Origin of the sequence: Alistipes sp. cv1, from assembly GCF_900240235.1 — a bacterium.
GTDB classification, from domain to species: Bacteria; Bacteroidota; Bacteroidia; order Bacteroidales; family Rikenellaceae; genus Alistipes_A; species Alistipes_A hominis.
The window spans coordinates 208,018-230,671 of record NZ_OEPW01000004.1; the positions used below are offsets into that span (position 1 = coordinate 208,018).

Consider the following 22,654-nt stretch of genomic DNA (forward strand, 5'->3'; position numbering starts at 1 on the left):
TATGTACAGACGATTTTTGAACGACGCGGACTATCTGGGGATCATCACCCAGGAGGCCCTTTCGCAGATGACCCGGGGGCATGCCGAGCGGTTCATCCAGGCGGAGGAGAGTGCAGAGATGAGCATCGTGGAATACCTGTCCGAGAACTACGAGGTGGAACGCGAGCTGGCCAAAGGCAAATACATAGCGGACTACGACCGGCGGGTGAGCTATCCGGTAGGGGCGCATATCTACTATGAAGGGAAGATATGCGAAGTGATCCGGGCGATAAGCGGGTACAAGGCGCCGGCGGCGGTGGATTATTGGGAGGAGTATATCGAAATGTCGCCGGAATCGCCTGTGTATACGCGGTATTCGCAGTTCGGCACGTACTATAAGGGGGATGTAGTAGAATACAATGGTACCCCGTACTGTTGTTTGGCCGAGAACGGGTGGAAGTTCGGAGAAGTGCGTATCCCGATGGTAGCGGGTTGGAAAGAGGTAGAGAGCGAGCCGTGGCAACCGGTGGGATATGCGCTGTGGGATGTGGTGTCCTTTGAAGATACATTCTATACGCTGGTATCTCAGAAGGGTTATGACAACAACCTGACGCCGGCCGTGTCCGATGCATGGGGCGCTATCGCAGATTACGACCCCGCATACAACGACTACCTGATGGACGGGCACGACTATGTGGTGTATCAGGGGGCTGTGTTCGTGCCGGAGACAGACGTGAATGCCGATGTGCCGGAGATAGGCCGCAACCTGACCCCGGGCGATCCTCGTAATTACAACCTGAAAAAGCACATGGTGCGCCTGGCGCTGTACGAGCTGACCAAGCTGATAGCTCCGAACAATGTAAGCGTAGTGCGGGAGCGGGATCACGAAGATTCGATGAAATGGCTGTATGATGCGTCCAAGCTGCGGCTGAATCCGCAGATACCGCGCAAGGTGGCCGAGGATAACAAGCCGGTGACAGACTGGCAACTGGCGACATTTCAAAACGATTACGACCCCTACAAAAACCCGTGGCTGACCTGACGCCCATGAAATTTTTCCATATACAGTTTCGAATCCTTTTTGTGCTCAGGTTCCGGGTGTTACTTGGAAGCAGACTTATGGGACGATGTAAGCTGCTGGAAAATAAGGGGGAAAATCTTATGCCGTGAATAAGATTATCGCTATTTTTAGCGCAATTCTTAAACTACTAAATTTTTAGGGACATGGTTAAAGCAGAAATTGTAGAGAAGATTGCCCGGGAGAAGGGTATCTCTAAAACAGAGGTGGCCGTTGTGGTAGAGGCGTTGATGGACACTATTAAGGACGCAATGACGGCAGGAAAGAACGTTTATCTGCGGGGATTCGGTAGCTTTGTGGTCAAGCAACGGGCGGCGAAAACGGGCCGGGATATCCTGCGCAATACGACCCTGATAATTCCGGCGCACAGTTTTCCGACATTTAAAGCATGCGAGGATTTTGTGAATGATGTGCGCAAGGCGGTGCCGGTGTCGCAGAAGAACTAAAAATACCGATGTAAAACAGGGAATAGAGGGATAAAACGTCAAGTCTTATCCCTTTTTCTTTATCCGGTCAATACCGTTGGAAGGGGAGAAGAGCCTTTGCTAATTAACGACTTTAAACAAAACCTGTAACTGGCGGCGATCATTTACCACGAATATAAAAGTGCCGTTTTTTAATACGCATTCGTGATAAATTTCATCGTTGGAGTCTTGTGCCAGCAGTCGGGATTTTTCACGGGAGGTGATCAGTTGCATATCGACCCCTCGGACGGTGGCTTTTATACAATCTGCAGGAATAGATATTAATTCTTCGAGAAATGTTTTTTCCGATTCCATTATTATACACACTTTATCGACCGATTGTCCCGTATGCGGTCAGTATCAAAAAAAGCGTGGGACAGAACCCATCTGCTTATACGAGGCTCTGGTAAGCCTATTCCCACCAACGAGTAATGCCCACGCAGTTGCGCAGGCGTTTATCGTTTGCTTTGCGGGAGGGATGAAATTTACCAGATTTCGTATAAGCAAAACAAATTTGAACGCTTTTCAATATGGTTGGGTCGAGTACTGTCGACGATGTAAAAGTAGGGAAAAATTTCTTTGAACGGATTCTTAATAGTATTTTATTCAGAGCTTTTTGTGATTCAATCGGTCGTTTTTGATGCAATAATCCCCTTGCAATCACATTTTTATTATTAATCTGGTGTAATTAATGGTCATTTAATATTTAACACTCGTAAGTTAAAAAGTGTTAAGTAGTTATTGTTTTGTTGCTGAAATTATTATAAATTTACGACAATACTCCGTTATAGCGTTTTTAACGCTACTTAGATTATATAGTGATGAAAAATACGCCTGTTAATATTCATAGGATTTCTATTCAGATGATTTTGTTCGGCGAGTTGATGTTGAATGCCTGGATAATTTTATCTGAACTCCGGCAATTATAGTCGGCAAATCGTATGTTGCGAGGTGACTTTATTCTTGCGGCAGAAGAATATGGCAGACATTTTCTTTTATCCGGAGAGGAGTATTATTCAGAGATGGAAATTGTATATAAAAGAAACGCTTTAGAAGAAAATGGGATAGATTGTTAAAAATCGATAACCTGAGTAAGGTATATGACAGAAAAAGATGAAGAAGCCGATATTTCTCCTGTTGCCAATGACGGTCAATCTATATCAATAGACGATAATCAGGAAGCTGATAAAAGCGAAGAAGTTCAGGATATCATTGATCGGATACCTACACGGTGGACGGAGCGCATTTCGTTGCTTACGGCATTGTTGATTTTAGGGATCATCGCGTTGGGTTTTATCATCAAATACCCCGATACGGTAGATGGTCAGATCTCAGTGACAGCCCATGCGGCTCCGGTACGTCTTGTGGCTAATACGAGCGGCAAAATGTACTTGCTTCGTGAAAGTGGAGATTATTTGTGTAAAGGAGATGTAATCGCTTATATCGAGAGCGGGGCCGACTATCGGGATATCCTGTACCTGGACTCGACACTACGTTCAACAGGTTTTGAGAATACCGGTATGGACTCGTTGCCCGGAGATCTGATCCTCGGTGACGTGGGTACGGCCTACAACTCTTTTATGGTTGCGTATGCCCAATACAAGCTTCTGATTCAGTCGGATATTTATGAAACGATGCGTAGGAATCTCACGGGCAAGATCGCCCTTGATGAGCAGATCGTGGTGAACATGGTCCGGGAAATCGAGCTGAAGAAACAGGCTGTGGACAGCGCATACGCACAATTAGATCGGGATAGCCTACTCGTAATACAAAACGCCTTGTCTGTGGCGGAGTATCAACAACAACGTAATAACTGTCTTGCTCTGGAAGAGGCGGTATTAACGTTGCAGAATAACCGGTTGGCCAAACAATCGGAGATTGCCCAGAATCGCTTGGAAATCCAGCGTATCACACTCGAAGAAAATGAAACCCGTGCTAAGACATTCGCCGAGGTGAATACGGCTCGCAATGCGTTGGAGAACGCTGTCAATGTATGGAAAGAGCGATATCTACAGTATGCACCGATCGACGGAGAATTGGAATACCTCGGCTTTTGGAGGGAGAACAGTTTTGTCAGTTCCGGACAGGAGCTTTTTACGGTTATTCCGGATAAAGGCGATTTCTTCGGTGAGATAAAGATTCCGGCTCAGGGAGCGGGAAAGGTCGAGGTGGGGCAGCAGGCCAACGTGAAATTGCTGAAATATCCTTATGACGAGTACGGTTATTTGCGTGGTAAGGTAAGTTCCATTTCACGGATCACAAACAATATCAATACTGAGAATGGAATCACCCCTACTTATTTGGTTACCGTATCGTTTCCGGATGGCATGACGACGAATTTTGGTCGCCGTCTTCCTCTCGATTTCGAAACGCAGGGCCAGGTAGAGATTATCACTAAACGAAAGCGACTGATCGAGAGATTGTTCGATAATCTGAAAGCCAAAGCGGAGAAATAATATATCCTGCCGATCCGTCACATCCAGAAATTGATTGTCCAACCTATTCACCCAACTTTATGTTTAAACTCTTTCCGGTTGAATATCAGATGGACTCGCAAGACTGCGGGCCAGCTTCGCTGAAGATTATTGCAAAATATTTCGGTAAATATTATTCGTTGCAGTATTTGCGCGATCAGTGCGGTATTCGCAGAGAGGGAGTGTCGATGCTTGACCTGAGTACTGGCGCAGAGAATATCGGTCTGAGGACACTGGCAATCAAATGCACAATCGACGATATAGTAAACAAGGTTCCTTTTCCAGCGATCGTATTCTGGAACGATAACCATTTTATAGTTGTCTACCGGGCAAACCAAAAGTATATCTGGGTCTCCGACCCGGCTAAAGGTCGGGTGAAATATACCCACGAGCAGTTTCGTAAGGGGTGGTATCCGAAGGGTGAGAAGCGAGGTAAATTGCTGGCTGTAGAGCCGACAGCCGAGTTCAAAGATTCCGAGGCAGAGAAAGAAGTACGGAAGAACAGCTTCCTGCGTATTCTCAAATACTTTGTCCCGTATAATAAGAATTTTATGCTGGTGTTTGCCATCATGTTGATCGTCACCCTGCTCTCTGGACTATTGCCGTTTATTTCGAAAGCGGTTATTGATGTAGGGATTAAGACATCGGATATCAATTTCATTAACATGGTGCTGATTGGCAATATTGCCATTCTTTTGAGTGTTACGATCTTCAATGTAGCGCGGGACTGGATACTGATGCATATCACCTCGCGCGTCAATATTGCACTGATCTCAGACTACCTGATCAAGTTGATGAAGTTGCCTGTAACTTTTTTTGAGAATAAGTTGCTGGGCGATATTCTACAACGGGCACAAGATCACGAACGCATCCGTAGTTTCATCATGAACAACTCGTTGGCGCTGATTTTCTCAACGCTGACATTTATATTATTCTCCATTATTCTGCTGGTCTATAACGCCGTTATCTTTTACATTTTTATTGCGGGGTCAGCTTTGTACGTGATCTGGGTATTGCTGTTTTTGAATATCCGCAAAAAGCTGGACTGGGAGTACTTCGAGCTGGTTTCGCGAAATCAGAGCTATTGGGTAGAAACCGTTGAGGCCATCGAGGATATTAAAATTTACAACTACGAGAAGCATCGGCGATGGAAATGGGAGGCGATTCAAGCCGGTTTATACCGAGTGAACAAGCGCGTACTGTCGGTAACGAATATGCAAAACCTGGGGGCTCAATTTATCGAAAATATAAAGAATATGGGCATCGTGTTTTATTGCGCGATGGCGGTGATCCGGGGCGATATCACTTTTGGGGTGATGATCTCGACGCAGTTCATTATCGGGATGCTCAACGGACCGCTCGTACAGTTTATCAACTTTATTATCTCGGCCCAATATGCAAAGATTAGTTTTTTGCGTATGAACGAGATCCGGCAACTGGATGACGAAGAGGATCTACTGACGGTAGGTAATTCGATGATTATTCCAGAGGGCAAAACCATAACGCTGGAGAATGTGTTCTTTCAATATTCATCCAACGCTCCGGTCGTATTAAGGAATGTTTTCCTGATTATTCCTCAAGGTAAAGTGACGGCTATCGTCGGGGGTAGCGGTAGCGGTAAATCGACGTTACTTAAATTGCTTATACGGTTGTATAAGCCAACTCATGGGGAGATCAAGATGGGGAGCATGAACGTACAGGCAATTAACTTGCGTAAATGGCGAAACATGTGCGGAGTGGTAATGCAGGACGGGAAAATGTTTTCGGATACGGTCTTGAATAACATCGTGCTCGATGATGAACATATAGACTACGATTGCCTGCGTGAAGTTTGCCGCATTGCGCAAATCGAGGACGAAATCAACTCAATGCCTAAGGGGTTTGAAACAAAGATCGGAGAGACGGGACGAGGACTGAGCGGTGGCCAGAAACAGCGTTTACTGATTGCCCGAGCGCTATATCGTAATCCAGAATTTCTGTTTTTGGATGAGGCAACTAACTCGCTCGATGTGATAAACGAGAAGAAGATCACCGATGCGTTGAGTGCGGCATTCAAAGATCGTACGGTGATCGTCGTAGCTCATCGGTTGAGTACAATCCGTAATGCCGATCAGATTGTTGTGCTTGATAAAGGTGTGATCGTTGAAATAGGTAACCATGAAACGCTGATGGAGAAAAAGGGGTACTACCATGCGCTCGTATCGTCTCAGATGCAATGTTGAATTATCGATAAGCTAACCGGAATATGCAAAAAACGATTTTGTTGTTACTTTCACTTTTCGTAGGGGGAGCACTCTATGCACAGGAACGGTGGTCGCTTGAACGTTGTGTCAGTTATGCTTTGCAACATAATGCACAGGTGCGCAGGGCACTGGTTACGAGTAAAGAATATAATGTTCGTCTTAATACGGCCCGTAACAACCGCCTACCTGATCTGAATGCCAGTTTCGGACAAAATATCTATTTCGGTCGCGGTCCATCGCGCGATGGAACATACAAAGACAATACCCAAATGTCGACATCAATGGGGGTAACGGCCAGCCTGACGGTATTTGCCGGTTTGAGAATCAAGCATGATATTTCAGCGAGACGCCTCGACCTAGAAGCATCATTGCAAGATTTGGAACGGGCCCGTGAGGATTTGTCGCTTCAGATTACATCGTTATTTCTTCAAGCGCTTTTCTGCAAGGAGCTTGTCGGCGTGGCTGAACGGCAGACTGAATTGAGCCGTAGACTAGTGGAGCGTAACGAATTGATGTTGCAGGGGGGACGTAGTGTGGAGGCGGCACTGCTCGAAAGTCGTGCGCAACTTTCGAACGATGAGTTGAACCAGGCGCAAGCAGAGAATAACTTGACTCTTGCGCTGCTTGCATTGAGTCAGGCGCTGAGTCGGGAGAGTGCTGAGGATTTCGATATTGAACCACCGGCAACCGATTCGATCAGTCCGGATGCTCTCGACAGGATCGAACAGCCCGCAGCTATATTCGAAACCGCCGTATCCATACGTCCGATGATCCGAGCCGAAGAATTACGGTTAGAAAGTAGTGCTCGGGCATTACAAATAGCTAAAGCAGTCCGATATCCACAGGTCGTGTTGAGCGGAGAATATAGCAATAGTTATTTCTATTCGTTTGTTTCCGGTTACAATAACGTGGCGTTCTTTAACCAACTTCGTAACAATGGGAATGAATTTATTGGGTTGAGCGTTAATATTCCAATATTCAACCGCATGGCCACGCGCAATCAAATCAGCTCGGCACGGATCGCAATAGAAGCCCAGCAAATTGCCGTCAGTGAAGCCCGTCTTGCATTGCGCAAAGAGATCGAAACGGCATACTACAATGTACGCACCTCGTTTAAAAAATACACAGCGGCCGCACAATCGGTACTTTCGGCTACCGAAGTATTCAATTACGAGGAGAACCGGGTAGCTGCCGGGCGTAGCAACATGTACGATTACAACGATGCAAAAATGCGGCTCGAAAAAGCGGAATCGAATATGTTGCAGGCCAAGTACGAATTTATCTTCAACCGGAAAATACTCGGATTTTATGCCGGAGAACCAATAACTTATTAATGAGGAATTTTATCATGGGGCTTTACTTTCCAAAATATTTACCACTCTGTGTATGCCGTGCTTCAGCAATAAACTGTTGGCTTCCGGAAAGTCATGGAGCAAATGAGCCAGTGATTGATCGAATATTTTTGTGTTTTTATCAGGGGGGAAAGAAGCGGTATCGAAATCCAGACTCTTTATTTTGTATCAATATGCTTGTGTTTGATTTAATGGATAGTTTTCAGTTGATTGTCCTAATAACTCTTAAACAAATTTGTATATGTCTATTTCGGTAGCAATGTGCACATACAATGGCGAAAGTTATTTGATCGAGCAATTAGAATCGATCATCAACCAAACAATGCCTGTGGATGAAATCGTGATTTGTGACGATGGTTCTACGGATAGCACCTGTCTGTTAGTAGAGCAGTTTATAAAAACCAGTCGCATTCCAATTAAATTTATAAAGAATGGTAGGAATATAGGATTTACTAAAAACTTTGAAAAAGCCATATGTTTGTGTTCGGGGGATATTATTTTTTTGTCAGACCAAGATGATATTTGGTTCCCAGACAAAGTTGAAAAAATCTGTATGTTTTTCAATGAACATCCGGATATTGATTATGTTTTTACAAATGCTATTTTGGTCAATCATGTAGGGGTAAATAGTTTTCATAAAACCTTATTTGATGTCGTAGGCATGACTAAACGTAATAAAAAATTATTTGATCAGGGGTATTGTCTGGATGTTGTGTCGACATCCGGGAAAGTGACAGGTGCAACAACTGCGGTTAGAGCATCATTTATACCATATTGTATTCCATTTCCTGATATCGATAATCTGGCCATACACGATGGGATGATGTCTGTGTGTGCTGCAATACGAAATAAAATCGCTTATATAGACCAAACCCTGATAAAATACCGAATTCATGGTAAACAATCTATTGGTTTAGGTTCATTATTCAAGCGCTCTGTCAAGAGGTGGGAATTAGCGGATAGCCTTTTGATGTGGCACGAACGCTTAATCGACAGATATCTTGAGGAAGACTTGGAAAGACTCAGATTTGTTTACAAAAGATTTTGGGCAATAAGGTCATATAATAGTCTCTTTTTAATTGCCAATATGTTTCTGAGAGGTGAATATCGGCAATATTATTCACGAAGCTGTTATACATTTTATCGAGATTTAAAAGGAATTTTTATACGCAAAATCGATGCAATAAACGGTTTAATACATATGCGACGTAAAGAACGACATTATTTTAATACTTAGGATTATGGGTAAACATGATAACGTAAAATACAGATTGATTCTTGATACGAAAAATACCTCGCAAAAGGTAAAATGCAATCCGTTGGATAAATCATATAAGACTATCATTAACCATTTTACAACATTACCTTTATGGATAAAGCGCCGGCGTTTTTTATCTCCTGATATCAACATTGTACAATTTGAGTATAAATGTGATATGCCAATAAGTTATTTTGGATTATCTATACGGTTTAATATGTTAAAAATAAGGGGTATTGATGCCACTGATACATGGAAGAAATGTACGATTGATATTTCTTCGCATAAAGAATTGCTAAGTCAGTGCATATTGCGTGATGATTTAATGACTCTTCGGTTGCATATCGCCCCATTCCCAACGTCTCCTGCTATCCGGATTAGATTCCGAAAATTCACATTAAGAAGTTATTGGCCGGAAAATAAAGCTAATAAAGTACAAGCAAGGAAAGATTATCAATCTCAGATTGATAAATTTGATCTATATAAATATTTATATGAATCTGAGTACTCCTGCAAAATAGACGAAGTTTTTGTTTCAGATGAGAAGATCAGAATTACAGGTAAGATTTGTCAAGTGGAAGACGTTTTGTATATCGGAGAGATTCCGATTTATAAAGAGATTAGCCCTGAGTCAATACGTATTCACTCAGTAATTACACCGCAGAATAACCATTTTTGTATTTCTGTCGAACGATATGTTATAACTGATGGGATTATTTATGATAGATTATATTCCCGATGGGTCGTAACAATAAAAACATCCAATGGCTTGGCAATGTGTTCTTATTCCCAGTTCTGCTCTTCGCTAACGACGAAAAATTGCATTCCGACCGAAACTCCTAAGAACAAAAAGGGGTTAGGTGATTATGTTTTAAATCCTTGTGTGTCAGATATTGATGATTTGGGGATATCCTATGTTACGGTCAATTTTAGGATTAATAATTTCCTCCGTTCAACTCCATGCAAAAACAATATTGAGTTCAAATATGCCGGAAAAACTTATTATTTTGATGAAAGCCTAATAAAAGAGTATGATGCGACTTTATTAAGCCTTGCACAAAAAAAGATCAATGTATCTGCTATTATTTTACTATATCCAGAAAGAAAGAGCGTGGACAAAAGGATCGGGCACTTATTAGAACATCCCAATTATGATCAGATAGGGGAGTATAGCATGCCTAATTTGACAAATCTGGAATCTGCAAGTTTGTATTGCGCTGCGATTGAGTTTCTTGCATCCAGATATAGTAGGTCCGACTGTAAGTATGGGCATATACATCGGTGGATTGTACATAATGAAGTGGATGCGGGAGGTGTGTGGACCAATATGGGAGATGTTGATATGATGCAATATATGGATACTTATATTAGATCTATGCGTTTGATATACTATACAACATACAAATACAACTCGAACACGGAAGTGTTGATATCTCTAAGCCATTATTGGTACGATCATTTTGAAGAACCTAATTGTCATCCATCTGCTCATTTATTAAAATTATTAATTGATTACACTAAAGCGGAAGGCGACTTTTTTTGGGGAATAGCCTTTCACCCATATCCTGAATCATTAGTTAATCCAAAGTCATGGTTAGATAAAAATGCAACTATGAAGATTGATACGAATTTGATTACGTTTAAAAATCTTGAGATTCTTGACGCATGGATTCAACACCCCAAAGTATTATATCAAGGAATTACAAAAAGAACTTTATTATTGTCGGAGCAGAATCCCAATTCTATGGATTATTCTGAAAAATCCCAACAGGAGCAGGCGGCCAGTCTTGCATACGTATGGAAAAAAGTGTGTGCCTGCAGGGGAATTGACGCATATATTGCACATAGGTGGATTGATGACAGGACAGAGGGAGGACTGAAAACCGGACTAAGGAAATATGCGGATTTTTTACAAGATCCATATGGAAAAAAGATGGCGTGGTTTGTCTATCGCGCATTGGGTACTGCTGAAGAAGACGAGCAGTGTGAGTTCGCAAAAAAAATAATTGGTATAAATGATTGGAAAGAGATCATGTACGAAATTGATGTAAATTAAAGACAAAAAAAATGAAGTGGGAATCTATTTTGACGGGACGCCAATTACAAGATGCGTCTAACAAACTTATACAAATAACAGAAATTCTGTGCCGACGGCAACATAATCTGGACACAGGAGGCTTGATGTATGGTAATGTCGGAGTTCTATTGTTTTTATTTTATTTTTGGAAATGGAGAGGAGACGAAGCAGTTTATAAAAGGGCTGCTGATATGTTAACCAGTATTATTAAAAGAATTAATTCAGGGTTGATAAATTGTGATTATCAATTAACAGGATTATCTTTTGATAGTGGAATTAGTGGGACTGAATGGTGTATAAACCATTTACATCAGAATGCAATAATTGAAGGACGTATTGAAAATATGTTAGGGATAAATGATCCTGTTGTTTACCATCAAATGATTGAGTACGTTCAAGAACCTAATATGCCACATCTTTTACAGGCACTCCAAATCAGTCTATATGGTGTAGGTCGTAATAGTCGCTTATCGAAAGAATACTTAAATCGCCTATTGATAGAATTGACAGATCGATTTTGTTATTCGCAAACGAATTTGATCGAAACGATGCACCCTGATTTGATTGCAAAAACCCGTGTGATTGTAGAGATGATCAAACAGAAATACCCGGACAATCCTATTGCAGGCACATTGTCCGCGTATTTAAGTAAATCGTTGATCAAGAGACTCTCTCAATATTCTGAAAATCTTTTCTTTGATAATCTATATTCATGGTATATACTACTGATGAGCCCTCAGTATTCGAACTTAGCCATAGAAATATTGAATAACAAATCATTGGAGGCTATCGAATACATCGACGATCTTAAAATGGATTCAGGTCTTGAATGCGGATTATTGTCTGTTGCTCATCATTTTAATCATATATATCAATTTTCTAAAGATATAAAATTCAAGAATGTAGCTTGTCTATGTTATAGTAAACTATTACAAAAATCAGAAATTCGAGGTGACGAAAAAATTTGGCAGACTGCTTCAAAAGGTATATGGTGTCAACATGATGGATTACTTAATGGACTATCAGGGATAGGGCTGTCCTTACTTTCAGCGGTATCCGATATCGAACCAAAATGGGATGAATGTTTGTTTCTATCTCCCTGAAATTTTCTAAGGCAGAATATAAATCGGAGCAGGAAGTCTGAGTACGGAATCAATAGAATCTCTCACACGAGGTTGCTGATTTCTTTTAATAATCTTAGTTATTGAATCTTCAAAACGCTCAAATCCTCTTTTTTGTGCCTCTTTTGTAAGTTTGGGTGTAACATTTATAGATTCCTGATGCAAAAGTTTACCATGCTTAAAGGTCAATTTTAAAAAAGGTTCATTAACCCAAGATATAAACTCTTGTTTTTCAGCATCTCTAACCGGCTTTGCATATAATGTCCCGCTAAACCAATCTGCTGTACATAAATCGCGCAGTTGAAATACAGAATCACGTTGCTGTAGACTTTCTTTCTTGAAAGTTTTATTGAGAAATCGCTCCATAACCCGATAATACGGCAGAGGAATTTCAACTAGGCTGAATGGGTCATTGGCTGCATACAGGATTCCGGAAAGATAAAGAGAATCATGTTGAACAGACCATATTGCTGCATATGATTTTCTCTCAAACCCTATTGTTCCCTTATATAGGAATTGCATGTATTTGGCATTTGGGAGCGTATAATATATGGATTTATATTCTTTAAATTCTTGTAACGGGCTATAAGACATTAAATAAGGTGTATTGTCGATATAAAGATAATCGCTAGTACTTGTCGCAAAGCGTCCCGGAATATGAGACTTGGAACGGCATCCAACCAATGTCGTTAAAAAACAAATAACCGTAATAACAGATTTCATAAAATAGCGAATTGTGATTTGTCACCTTATTGACAAGGGTATAAACGTCTCATTGATATAATCCGTCCCTGTCTGAAAGTCAATTCGTAAAACGGAGCCATTGCATTATTATCCTTTAGGAAAAGTTGTTGAATATAAAATACGCCCGTTACCCATGTCGCTGTCATAACTTTAGACGATGAAATTTCAGGAGATAAGAATTGGATTCGTTCGTCCGTTATAAATGATAAATTCAGGAATTTTTGCAAATCATCATATAGTTCAAGAGACCACTCTCGACTTTCGTTGTTTTTTATTGAATCAGAATGCTCTAACATGCATAGCTGCAGTGAATCATAAACCAAACTCCATATAGCAGTACAATTCTGGACAATATTTTTTGAAGTGATCGTATCAGAATGAAAAGACTTGAATCCACGAATGCAATCCAATGGGGAACGGCTTAGTTGATAAGAGGTATTCCCTGAGTAAAGGATATCGTTGGTATTACTGGTAAAAGAACACGGAACATTTTCCTTGTCAGATGAACAAGAAGCGCAACAAATCCAATTTAATAATATTATGCCAATGATCGAACAATGTTTCATAATTAGAAATGATTCAATAAGAGGATGGTATGTAAAATCCGGGGGAGTCTTTTTCTACTAATTCCTTGTAATATTTCAATCTTTGTTCAATTGTATATTGGAAGTGTGCTGAGCAGTGAGAGAAATATGGATCGTTTTTCTGAGCTAAATATGCCATATATTCTTGTTGATTAGTAGTCATATCAGAATTGGTATACTGTTTATGTGTAAGTTCGTGTGTTAAAACCAGGCAAATTTCATAAAAGTTACTTCCGGATACGGCGCTTCCAGAATAACTTAGGTATATCTGTCGTGAATTAGGGTCATACATAGCTTCATCCCCAGGTAGATCTGCCATGTAAATTTGGGCATTAGCGAGTTTTGATGCTATTGCAGCTTGAGCACCGCCATCTGCTTGAGAAAATAAAGTGGCGAATTGATTTAGGTTGGATTCATCAGTGCATCCGACGGAATGAAATGTTGCTGCATCGATAACTCGAATTTTATCACCCTTGCCGACATAATCCAAATATTCACCAGTCGGCGTATAGTAATAATCACCCCCGATCGTTGCAGTTTGTTCTGCTTTTTCCATAGGCTGCATTTCTGCGGCTAAACGGTCTAAATTGAATTTTTCCATGAATTAAATATTATTTATATTCTATATTTTGATACATTGTAGGTAGTAGGATATGTAAGTGTTGCTAAGGTAATATATGATTTGTTAAAAAACAAATATTTTCTGGTTGATATTGTAGAATTGATGAAAAAATATCTTCAATTAGTTATCTGCCTTATTTTGTAATTTCCGTGTAGTTTGTTTGACAATGCAGCTTTGCGAAAGACTTAAAAAGTATTTGAGGTAATATGTAATACGAGGAATGTAACAAAAAACCACCGGCTCCATTTGAATTACTATAGGAAGCCGGTGGTTTTTCGTGATGAGTCTTTTTATTTTTTTGACTCTTCCAGAGATGCCTGACGGAATTCTTTCATCAGTTTGGTCAGTTCAAGGGTCGCTTTGCGGGCGCGGGTACCGGCTGCTTTGTTACCATTTTCGAGTTGCCGGGTCGCATCGGTAGAAAATTCAGCCATCTTGGCCTGGATCTTCTCAAATAATTCTTTCATTTTTATTGAGTTTTAAATGTGACGGGCAAATATACGATTTTTGTGGAATATCGTTATGTCGCGTTTTTATAGTTCCGATGTAGTAATTTTTGTCGGTTTGAGGTGTATTAATTAAATCGGTTGGGTGGGGGAAGGCTAGGTGTCTTTGTTCAATGATTTATCGGGATTTACAGATTACGACAAACTTCTTGCATAATTCTATAAAAGATAGTACCTTTGCTTAATAGATAGGTAAAGTGACGCAAAATGCTGGACAAATACGTCAGTCAGAATCGTTACCAAATCGTTACTGTTTGAAATATTGGAATGCGGTAAGCATTAATAAATAGGCAATTGTGAGGATGGGTTCGAATCCCCCTTTCTCCGCGATTTGAGATAATTGCAGATGTCCGTACAGCCGGCCGTGAGGCGGTTGTACGGATGTTTTTGTTTTCAGATACTCTTGCCCGGACGCGGGAATGACGGTGTCGGCGCATTGCGAAGCGGCGGGAATGTAAATCCTGCCCGATGCCGGAACTGTTTGGCGACAGGCGATGCATAGCGGGCCGGCGGCGGCTTTCGCCGAGGCGGACCCTTTTTCGAAACCCGCGAAGCGGGCGCGAACGGTTCCGTTCCGGATCGTTATAAATAAAAAGCGATCGTGAAATTGTTATAAGTTTTTTTAATTTTGCGAACATCGGGGAAATATTCTTAAGCACACGTGTTTCCCGTCTGTAATACGGGTAGGATTATCCGTAATTCGGGTACGGTCGATATGGCCTGTTTTTAGGTATTTTTGTGGTGCGGGGAGTAAAAGATGGAAACGAAAGAACGATAATATATAAAAGCCTATGTTGCGAAAAATAAGAGTAACGCTCGCCGTCGTCTGTTTTACGCTGATCACATTGTTGTTTCTCGATTTTACGGGAACGTTGCACGCGTGGTTCGGGTGGCTGGCGAAAATTCAATTCTTGCCGGCGGTACTGGCGCTGAATGTCGGCGTAATCGTGGCGCTGCTGGCGTTGACGCTTCTGTCGGGGCGTGTCTACTGTTCGGTGATCTGCCCGTTGGGGGTATTTCAGGACGCGATTTCGTGGATCAGCGGGAAACGGAAAAAGAAAAAATACCGTTTTTCGTATTCGCCGGCCGTATCGTGGCTGAGGTACGGTGCGCTGGCGTTGTTCGTCGTCGCAGCGGTCGCCGGTATCGGTTCGCTGGTGGCGTTGCTCGCTCCGTACAGTTCCTACGGCCGCATCGTGCAAAACCTGTTCGCTCCCGCGTATCAGTGGGGAAACAACCTGCTGGCCTATCTGGCCGAAAGAGCCGGCAGTTACGCTTTCTACCGGACGGAGGTGTGGATGAAAAGCCTGCCGACTTTTCTCGTGGCCGCCGTTACTTTCGTGACGCTGATCGTGCTGGCGTGGCGTAACGGTCGTACTTATTGCAATACGATTTGCCCGGTGGGTACGGTGCTGGGTTTTTTTTCCAGGTATTCCCTGTTCCGTCCGGTGATCGATACGGAAAAATGCAACGGTTGCGGTCTTTGTGCGCGTAAATGCAAAGCGGCCTGCATTGATTCGTCGAAGCATCGGATCGATTACAGCCGGTGCGTGGATTGTATGGATTGTATCGACGCTTGCCGGCAGGGAGCCGTCGGTTATCGGTTCCGGTTTGCGAAAACCGGTGCGAAACCGGCCGTCGCTTTCGAAGCGGTCGGCGATACGCGAAAGCCGGATACAGCCCGCCGCAGTTTTTTGACCGGTCTGGGACTGTTGGCCGCTTCGGCAGCCGTCCGGGCGCAGGAGAAAAAAGTGGACGGCGGCCTGGCCGTTATTTTGGACAAGAAGATACCGGATCGGGCGACGCCCGTCGTCCCGCCCGGAGCCCGGAGTCTCCGGAATATGGCGGCCCACTGTACCGGCTGCCAGCTCTGCGTGTCGGTATGTCCCGACGGCGTATTGCGGCCTTCGGCCCGTCTGGCGACCCTGATGCAGCCCGAAATGTCTTATGAGCGTGGTTACTGTCGTCCGGAGTGCGCTAAATGCGCCGAGGTTTGTCCGACGGATGCGATACGCCTGACCGGTCTTGCGGAAAAATCGTCGATTCAGATCGGCCATGCCGTCTGGGTGAAAGAGAACTGCGTGCCGCTTACGGACGGGGTGGATTGCGGCAACTGCGCTCGCCATTGTCCGACGGGAGCCATTACGATGGTTCCGTCCGATCCCGATACGGCGGATTCTCCGAAAATCCCCGTTGTGAACGAAGAGCGGTGCATCGGCTGCGGCGCGTGCGAAAACCTTTGCCCGGCGCGTCCGTTCAGTGCGATCTATATCGAAGGACACGAAAATCACAGAACGATTTAAGATTGCGAACTCATGGAAAAAAAGATAAAAAAAGAGAAAATAGACCGGCGCGAATTTCTGAAAAGACTCGGCGCGGGAGCGGCCGTTTCGGCGGTTGCGCTGTCCGGTTGCCGTCCGAAGCGCAATCCGGCGTCGGGCGACCGCTCGGCGCAAGGCGAGGTTCCGACCGATAAGATGACCTACCGCACTAATCCGACTACGGGCGACCGCGTGTCGTTGCTGGGGTACGGTTGTATGCGCTGGCCGACCGTTGCCGACAGCAGCGACGAGCAGATCGACCAGCAGATGGTCAATTCGCTGGTCGATTACGCCATCGCGCACGGCGTCAACTATTTCGATACGTCGCCCGCTTATTGTAAAGGGCGTTCGGAACGCGCAACGGGCATTGCGCTGAGCCGTCATCCGCGCGACAAATATTTGATTGCCACCAAATTGTCTAACTTTGCTCCTGCGACTTGGAGCCGGGAAGCTTCGCTGGCGATGTACCGCAATTCGTTCAAGGAGTTGCAGGTCGATTATCTCGACTACCTGTTGCTTCACGGCATCGGTATGGGCGGTATGGAGGCGCTGAAGGGACGTTATCTCGATAACGGGATGCTCGATTTTCTCGTTGCCGAACGCGAAGCGGGACGTGTCCGAAACTTGGGATTCTCGTATCACGGCGATATCGAGGTCTTCGATTACCTGCTTGCGCGGCACGATGAGATCAAATGGGATTTCGTGCAGATCCAACTCAATTACGTCGACTGGAAACACGCCAAAGAGGTCAACGATAGGAATACCGACGCCGAATATCTTTACGGTGAACTCGAAAAACGGGGTATTCCGGCCGTCATCATGGAGCCGCTGCTGGGCGGCCGGCTGTCGAACGTGCACGACCATATCGCCGCTAAACTGAAGCAACGTCGTCCGGAAGCGAGCGTCGCCTCGTGGGCGTTCCGTTTCGCGGGATCATTTCCCGGCGTGCTGACCGTGCTGAGCGGTATGACTTACATGGAGCATCTGCAGGATAATCTGCGTACCTATTCGCCGCTTGAGGAACTGACCGGTTCGGACAAGGAGTTTCTGGAAGAGACGGCGCAGGCGTTGCTGCGTTATCCGACCATTCCCTGCAACGACTGCAAATATTGTATGCCGTGCCCTTACGGATTGGATATTCCGGGCATTCTGCTGCATTTCAACAAGTGTATCAACGAAGGTAATATGCCCTCTTCGTCGCAGGATGCGAATTACCGAAAAGCGCGGCGGGCGTTTCTGGTTGGCTACGACCGTTCGGTGCCGCGCTTGCGGCAGGCCAATCATTGCATCGGCTGTAACCAGTGCAATCCCCATTGTCCGCAAAGCATCAACATTCCCGCGGAGATGCAGCGCATCGACAAATTCGTCGAAGATCTGAAGCAGGGGCGTGCATTCTAACTAAAATGAACGGAGTATGGCAAGGGATACAAACGGAATAACTCCGGAGTTGCGAAGGCAGGCGATTGACCGGCTCTTTGCGGAACGGTGTTCGTGCGTGATTCGTAACGGTTCCGATATGCGGGTATTCTATGAACGGGGCGTGAAAGACTTGTACCGGCTGCTGAAAGAGGAACCCGGGCTCCTGCGCGGGGCTTTCGTCGCGGATAAGGTCGTGGGCAAGGCGGCCGCAGCGTTGCTGGCTTTGGGCGGCGTCGAAGAGGTATTTGCGGATGTGATCAGCCGGCCGGCCCTCGATTTGCTGGGGAAAAACGCGGTCGGCACCGGTTACAGGCTTTGCGTGCCGCATATCGTCAACCGTACGCATACCGGCCGGTGTCCGTTGGAAACCCGTTGCGACGGATTGCAAACGCCCGAAGAGTGCCTGGCACAGGTAACGGATTTTATCGAGACGATGAAACGGGAGGGATAGGCGCGGCCGGGGCGTTTCGTCTGTTGTCCGGTATGCGCGTGATTTGTAGTACTCTGTACAAAGAAACGGCGCCGGGGTATTTTCGGCCGGAACGTGAAAGCGTGCGGTTTGGAATATTTTCATCGTTTTTTGCCGGTTCCTGCTGGAATAAAGCGGATTGTTTCCGTATCTTTGTTACGTGAAGTTACGAAAAGAGTGTAATTTATTGGAAATGAGCATTGGGTAATCGCTCATAATAGTAATAGGTTACGAATTAGTTAGTTATCTACTGCATTATTCTTCTGTGCGTTGCGTAACCTTCAAAGAACTCTTCGTATGCAAAAGTAACAATAAAACGGGAGATTTAGAAATGAATCTCCTGATTTTTTCTTCTCACACAAGTTTTTCCGTAAAAGCGATTTTATCCGTCAGCACACCATCGCCCAAAAAGATTTTGAACGAACGTGTGCCGACTGCCGCATAAGCGGAGAAAAGGGCTTTGCCTCACGCCTAAACAATAGTTTAGACTGATGAGACAAGGCCCCTTTCTTTTGTGCTTATGCCAAAGAGGTGCTTTTACGGGGTTTTGACGATTTTTCTTTTTTCGTTGTCCTTTTGAGCCGGAAGCGGAAAGCCGTGTATGACCGCACATTCCATAAATGGAACAAGCCGTCACTCACGGCAGACAAACCGGGAAGAATGATTTTATCCATCCGACCAAACACGTTTGGCCAAACAGATAAAAACATACTTCCTTGCCGATGGTTTGCCCGGTTTCACGCTACCGGCTATGTTCTTTTCTGTTGGGGATGTCTTTTTCACGGATTTCTCTTTTGAAGTTTTCCTGTCTAATCTGCCTCTACTTCCGTTTACCTCCATTTTCGCGCCTTTCAGTGAGCCGCATCAGGCAGTCATTTTCGTGCTGGGTGCAAAGGTAACTCCGGGATTGTACGGGAAAGCAAGGTCAAGCCTCCTGTTTTCTGGAAAAATCTCCAGCCCTTCGGGTAGTATTTTCCCGAAAAACCTTGCATTCCCTAATCCCTACCTTTTTAAGCACCCGAAACGAAAACGACCGATGCGACAGAAAGACGCATTAAAAAAAATGTCGGATAAACGAGAGGCAGATAAGATAGTTTGAAACTCAACTCCCTCAGCTCTTGAATCCGCATTAAAAAACAAAAAATCAAAAACAAAACGGATATGAGAACGGCAATAGCAACAAAATTCGTGGCATGGGAAGTACCAAGTTTGGAGAACCTGCAAGGCAGCAAGGTGTACGGACTTCGCACCAAACTGAACAATGGTGAGAAATTGAGCCGAGAGGAAAAGGATTGGCTTACACGCAACGTGAACAGCAACACCTATTTCAAGAGCGCAGTACCCTTGCAAGGTTGGATGTTTGACTTTTCCGACATTCTCCGAACCTACATTGTAAAGCAGTATGGACATTGGGCGGAATACAAGGCTACCGACAAGACCGCACTCCGCAGTTTCCTATACGGCAGGATAGACAGCATCGTGGAACTTAACAAATGATACGGCTATGACAGCAACGGTAAATTTCAGACAAATGGCGCAATACATAGGGCTTGCGATATGCACCCTAATCATGCGCACCGCCTTTTGGGTGTCCGGCATCCTTTGGTACATCGTCAGAGAGATAATAAACGGAGTGTTCCGAGTGGCAATAGGGGTAATCGTGGCTATTCTTTCCGTTATCCTGTTCTTCGGCTTCATTCTTTGGTTATTCACCCTTTAATCCCTACCGACATGGCAAAGAGAAGAAGCAAGACAGTGGAGCAACAATGCAGATACTACGAGGTGGGCAACATCTTCGAGTACATGGTGGAAACATACCTCAACGGCAATATGTCCGTGTTCCGTGGACTCTACCACGAACTGAACAAGAACGCACGGAAGGACTTTATAGACTTCCTATTGAGCGAGGTTGAGCCGATTTATTGGAGGGAGATTTTGAAACATACTATTTGACAACTCATAAAAACGACAGCGATATGAAAGGAACAGACCATTTCAAGAGAACGATACAGATGTATTTGGAACAACGTGCGGAGGAAGACACGCTCTTTGCGAAGAACTACCGCAATCCAGCCAAGAACATTGACGATTGCGTAACCTACATTCTGAACTATGTGCAGAAAAGCGGTTGTAACGGCTTCACGGACGGAGAGATATACGGACAAGCAGTACACTACTATGACGAGAACGAGATTGAGGTGGGCAAGCCTATCCAATGCCAAGTGGCGGTGAACCACATTGTGGAACTCACGGCAGAGGAAAAAGCAGAAGCACGTCAGCAGGCAGTCCGCAGATACCAAGATGAGGAACTCCGCAAGTTGCAGAACCGCACCAAGCCGACAAAGGCGAAAACAGAAACCCAAGTTCAACCCTCATTATTTGATTTTGGCTTATGAAACCGAGAAACAAATTTGAAAAAGCAGTTCTTGCCCAAAGCAAGAAACTACGCCCGATAACCCCGATACAGATAAATTGGGCATTCCGTAATTGCGTGGAGCATTATGCACACCGCTTGCCGAAAGGTCGTACCACTTGTATGGATTGCGGTCATAGTTGGGTAATGACGGAGCAGACCGAGCATTGTACGTGTCCCGAATGTGGAGCAAGTTTGAAAGTCTGCCTCACCTATCAGCGCAAGGTAAGACAAAAGCAGTATTTCACAACCCTTACCACAAGCGGAGAATACCAAGTGCTACGAATGTTCTTGCTTGTCGTGGGTATGGAGAAAGGGGTTAATGCCAAGTCCTATGCCCTTGAAATCGGGCAGTATTGGTGGAATGAACAAGGGCGTAAGGCTGTTGTTGCCATTCCACGCACATTGGGATGCTACATCGACACGTTCTCATTCGCTTCTCCTTTTGCTATCCGCAATGACAATGAAGCGTACCGCCATATCTCATATTCCCCGATATATCCAAGATATAAGGTGTTGCCGACGCTCCGCAGAAACGGCTTTAACGGCAATTTCCACGACATTGTACCCACCAAACTAATACCGGCATTATTGTCGGACAGCCGTGCGGAAACGCTGTTGAAGGCAGGGCAATATCCCATGTTGCGCTACTATCTGTACCACTCTTTCAATATTGAAGAGTATTGGGCTTCAATCAAGATATGTATCCGCAACGGCTATACTATTGAGGACGGCTCAATGTGGCGTGACACCATAGACCTCCTGCGTCATTTCGGCAAGGACACAAACAGCCCGAAATACGTTTGCCCTGCCGACCTCAAAGTTGAACACGACAAGTTGGTGGCAAAGCGCAACCTGCAAAGGAAACATGAGCGGACTGAACAGCAACGCAGGAAAGCGATTGAGGACGAGAAACAATATCTGAAAGCTAAGGGCATATTCTTCGGACTTGCCTTTACCGACAGCCTTATTTGCGTCAAAGTCATAGAGAGCGTGGAAGAAATGGCAGAGGAAGGAAGGACGATGCACCATTGTGTGGGCGGTTACCACAAACGAAAAGACTCCCTTATCCTATCCGCCACCATTGACGGAAAACGAATTGAAACGATAGAGGTGTCACTAAAAACTTTTGAGGTGGTGCAGTGTCGTGGCGTATGCAACGAGAACTCCGAATACCACGACCGCATCATCGCCCTTGTGAACAAGAACGCCAACCTTATCCGCCAGCGGATGAAAGCGGCATAATATCGACATCTAACAACTAACATTATGGAAGTAAGATTTGAAAGCATGGTTTTCCTATGGGATGATAAAATCCCCACGATGTTCCTTGAATTTATGAACCTCCTCACTCTTTGTCAGAGTGAGGAGCAATTAAGGGCGAGCGTCAAGGACTTTGCCGAGAAACACGAACTTGACAAGTTCTTCCTTTACGGCTTCGGCTCTCATCATTTCTACCTGCACCAACGCTACACGAGCGACCCCGAAATGGTGATGCAACACAGAGTGCTGTCTGTACATTTCTAATCA

22 protein-coding genes are annotated in these 22,654 nt (G+C 44.4%); 18 read left to right on the forward strand and 4 right to left on the reverse strand.

Annotated elements, in window-relative coordinates; all coding sequences use genetic code 11:
- Position 1 precedes the first annotated feature (1 nt).
- Positions 2 to 1,021, forward strand: coding sequence for a hypothetical protein (locus C1A08_RS08190; RefSeq protein ID WP_101572673.1), 1,020 nt, complete (start codon positions 2 to 4; stop codon positions 1,019 to 1,021).
- A 182-nt stretch (positions 1,022 to 1,203) separates the two neighbouring features.
- The gene (locus C1A08_RS08195) at positions 1,204 to 1,503 is read left to right on the forward strand and encodes an HU family DNA-binding protein (RefSeq protein ID WP_101572675.1); all 300 of its coding nucleotides are present in this window, start codon (positions 1,204 to 1,206) and stop codon (positions 1,501 to 1,503) included.
- A gap of 99 nt (positions 1,504 to 1,602) precedes the next feature.
- Here C1A08_RS08195 and C1A08_RS08200 read toward each other — a convergent pair whose 3' ends face one another.
- Positions 1,603 to 1,836: a hypothetical protein gene (locus C1A08_RS08200; protein ID WP_101572677.1), complete on the reverse strand. Its 234-nt coding sequence runs from the start codon at positions 1,834 to 1,836 to the stop codon at positions 1,603 to 1,605.
- A gap of 785 nt (positions 1,837 to 2,621) precedes the next feature.
- Here C1A08_RS08200 and C1A08_RS08205 point away from each other — a divergent pair.
- From C1A08_RS08205 to C1A08_RS08230, 6 genes are all read left to right on the forward strand, one after another.
- Positions 2,622 to 3,977, forward strand: a complete 1,356-nt coding sequence (locus C1A08_RS08205) for an HlyD family secretion protein (RefSeq protein ID WP_101572679.1) — start codon at positions 2,622 to 2,624, stop codon at positions 3,975 to 3,977.
- A 59-nt stretch (positions 3,978 to 4,036) separates the two neighbouring features.
- On the forward strand, positions 4,037 to 6,217 hold the full coding sequence (locus C1A08_RS08210; protein WP_101572681.1) for a peptidase domain-containing ABC transporter: 2,181 nt from the start codon (positions 4,037 to 4,039) through the stop codon (positions 6,215 to 6,217).
- Between the two features lie 23 nt (positions 6,218 to 6,240).
- Positions 6,241 to 7,572 (forward strand): TolC family protein, encoded by a 1,332-nt coding sequence (locus C1A08_RS08215; protein WP_101572683.1) that lies wholly within the window; start codon positions 6,241 to 6,243, stop codon positions 7,570 to 7,572.
- A 259-nt stretch (positions 7,573 to 7,831) separates the two neighbouring features.
- A complete protein-coding gene (locus tag C1A08_RS08220; RefSeq protein ID WP_101572685.1) occupies positions 7,832 to 8,827 on the forward strand; it encodes a glycosyltransferase family 2 protein in 996 nt (331 codons plus the stop codon).
- A gap of 4 nt (positions 8,828 to 8,831) precedes the next feature.
- Positions 8,832 to 10,904 carry a DUF5722 domain-containing protein gene (locus C1A08_RS08225; RefSeq protein ID WP_101572687.1) on the forward strand — a complete coding sequence of 691 codons (2,073 nt, stop codon included), beginning with the start codon at positions 8,832 to 8,834 and terminating at the stop codon, positions 10,902 to 10,904.
- An 11-nt stretch (positions 10,905 to 10,915) separates the two neighbouring features.
- Positions 10,916 to 12,028, forward strand: a complete 1,113-nt coding sequence (locus C1A08_RS08230; RefSeq protein ID WP_101572689.1) for a lanthionine synthetase LanC family protein — start codon at positions 10,916 to 10,918, stop codon at positions 12,026 to 12,028.
- A gap of 6 nt (positions 12,029 to 12,034) precedes the next feature.
- On the opposite strand, the gene C1A08_RS08235 is transcribed toward C1A08_RS08230, so the two are convergent.
- The 3 genes from C1A08_RS08235 to C1A08_RS08245 form a co-directional block, all read right to left on the reverse strand.
- Positions 12,035 to 12,769 (reverse strand): hypothetical protein, encoded by a 735-nt coding sequence (locus C1A08_RS08235; RefSeq protein ID WP_145996545.1) that lies wholly within the window; start codon positions 12,767 to 12,769, stop codon positions 12,035 to 12,037.
- Positions 12,770 to 13,369: 600 nt separating this feature from the next.
- The gene (locus C1A08_RS08240; protein ID WP_101572693.1) at positions 13,370 to 13,975 is read right to left on the reverse strand and encodes a hypothetical protein; all 606 of its coding nucleotides are present in this window, start codon (positions 13,973 to 13,975) and stop codon (positions 13,370 to 13,372) included.
- Positions 13,976 to 14,286: 311 nt separating this feature from the next.
- Positions 14,287 to 14,463 (reverse strand): histone H1, encoded by a 177-nt coding sequence (locus tag C1A08_RS08245; RefSeq protein WP_101572695.1) that lies wholly within the window; start codon positions 14,461 to 14,463, stop codon positions 14,287 to 14,289.
- An 830-nt stretch (positions 14,464 to 15,293) separates the two neighbouring features.
- Here C1A08_RS08245 and C1A08_RS08250 point away from each other — a divergent pair.
- The 10 genes from C1A08_RS08250 (at position 15,294) to C1A08_RS08300 (ending at position 22,651) form a co-directional block, all read left to right on the forward strand.
- The gene (locus C1A08_RS08250; RefSeq protein WP_101572697.1) at positions 15,294 to 16,805 is read left to right on the forward strand and encodes a 4Fe-4S binding protein; all 1,512 of its coding nucleotides are present in this window, start codon (positions 15,294 to 15,296) and stop codon (positions 16,803 to 16,805) included.
- A 12-nt stretch (positions 16,806 to 16,817) separates the two neighbouring features.
- On the forward strand, positions 16,818 to 18,221 hold the full coding sequence (locus tag C1A08_RS08255) for an aldo/keto reductase (protein ID WP_055204881.1): 1,404 nt from the start codon (positions 16,818 to 16,820) through the stop codon (positions 18,219 to 18,221).
- Between the two features lie 16 nt (positions 18,222 to 18,237).
- Positions 18,238 to 18,693, forward strand: a complete 456-nt coding sequence (locus C1A08_RS08260) for a DUF1893 domain-containing protein (RefSeq protein WP_180951548.1) — start codon at positions 18,238 to 18,240, stop codon at positions 18,691 to 18,693.
- A 706-nt stretch (positions 18,694 to 19,399) separates the two neighbouring features.
- A complete protein-coding gene (locus C1A08_RS13245; RefSeq protein ID WP_005827299.1) occupies positions 19,400 to 19,810 on the forward strand; it encodes a hypothetical protein in 411 nt (136 codons plus the stop codon).
- A 62-nt stretch (positions 19,811 to 19,872) separates the two neighbouring features.
- Positions 19,873 to 20,208, forward strand: a complete 336-nt coding sequence (locus C1A08_RS08275) for a hypothetical protein (protein ID WP_004310306.1) — start codon at positions 19,873 to 19,875, stop codon at positions 20,206 to 20,208.
- A 7-nt stretch (positions 20,209 to 20,215) separates the two neighbouring features.
- Positions 20,216 to 20,431, forward strand: a complete 216-nt coding sequence (locus C1A08_RS08280) for a hypothetical protein (protein WP_005643957.1) — start codon at positions 20,216 to 20,218, stop codon at positions 20,429 to 20,431.
- An 11-nt stretch (positions 20,432 to 20,442) separates the two neighbouring features.
- A complete protein-coding gene (locus C1A08_RS08285) occupies positions 20,443 to 20,664 on the forward strand; it encodes a hypothetical protein (RefSeq protein WP_005643956.1) in 222 nt (73 codons plus the stop codon).
- Positions 20,665 to 20,687: 23 nt separating this feature from the next.
- Positions 20,688 to 21,107, forward strand: coding sequence for a PcfK-like family protein (locus C1A08_RS08290; protein ID WP_004310304.1), 420 nt, complete (start codon positions 20,688 to 20,690; stop codon positions 21,105 to 21,107).
- Positions 21,104 to 22,369, forward strand: coding sequence for a PcfJ domain-containing protein (locus C1A08_RS08295; RefSeq protein WP_005840074.1), 1,266 nt, complete (start codon positions 21,104 to 21,106; stop codon positions 22,367 to 22,369). The genes C1A08_RS08290 and C1A08_RS08295 overlap by 4 nt, the downstream gene beginning before the upstream one ends.
- Positions 22,370 to 22,393: 24 nt before the next feature.
- Positions 22,394 to 22,651: a hypothetical protein gene (locus tag C1A08_RS08300; protein WP_005827305.1), complete on the forward strand. Its 258-nt coding sequence runs from the start codon at positions 22,394 to 22,396 to the stop codon at positions 22,649 to 22,651.
- Positions 22,652 to 22,654: the final 3 nt, after the last annotated feature.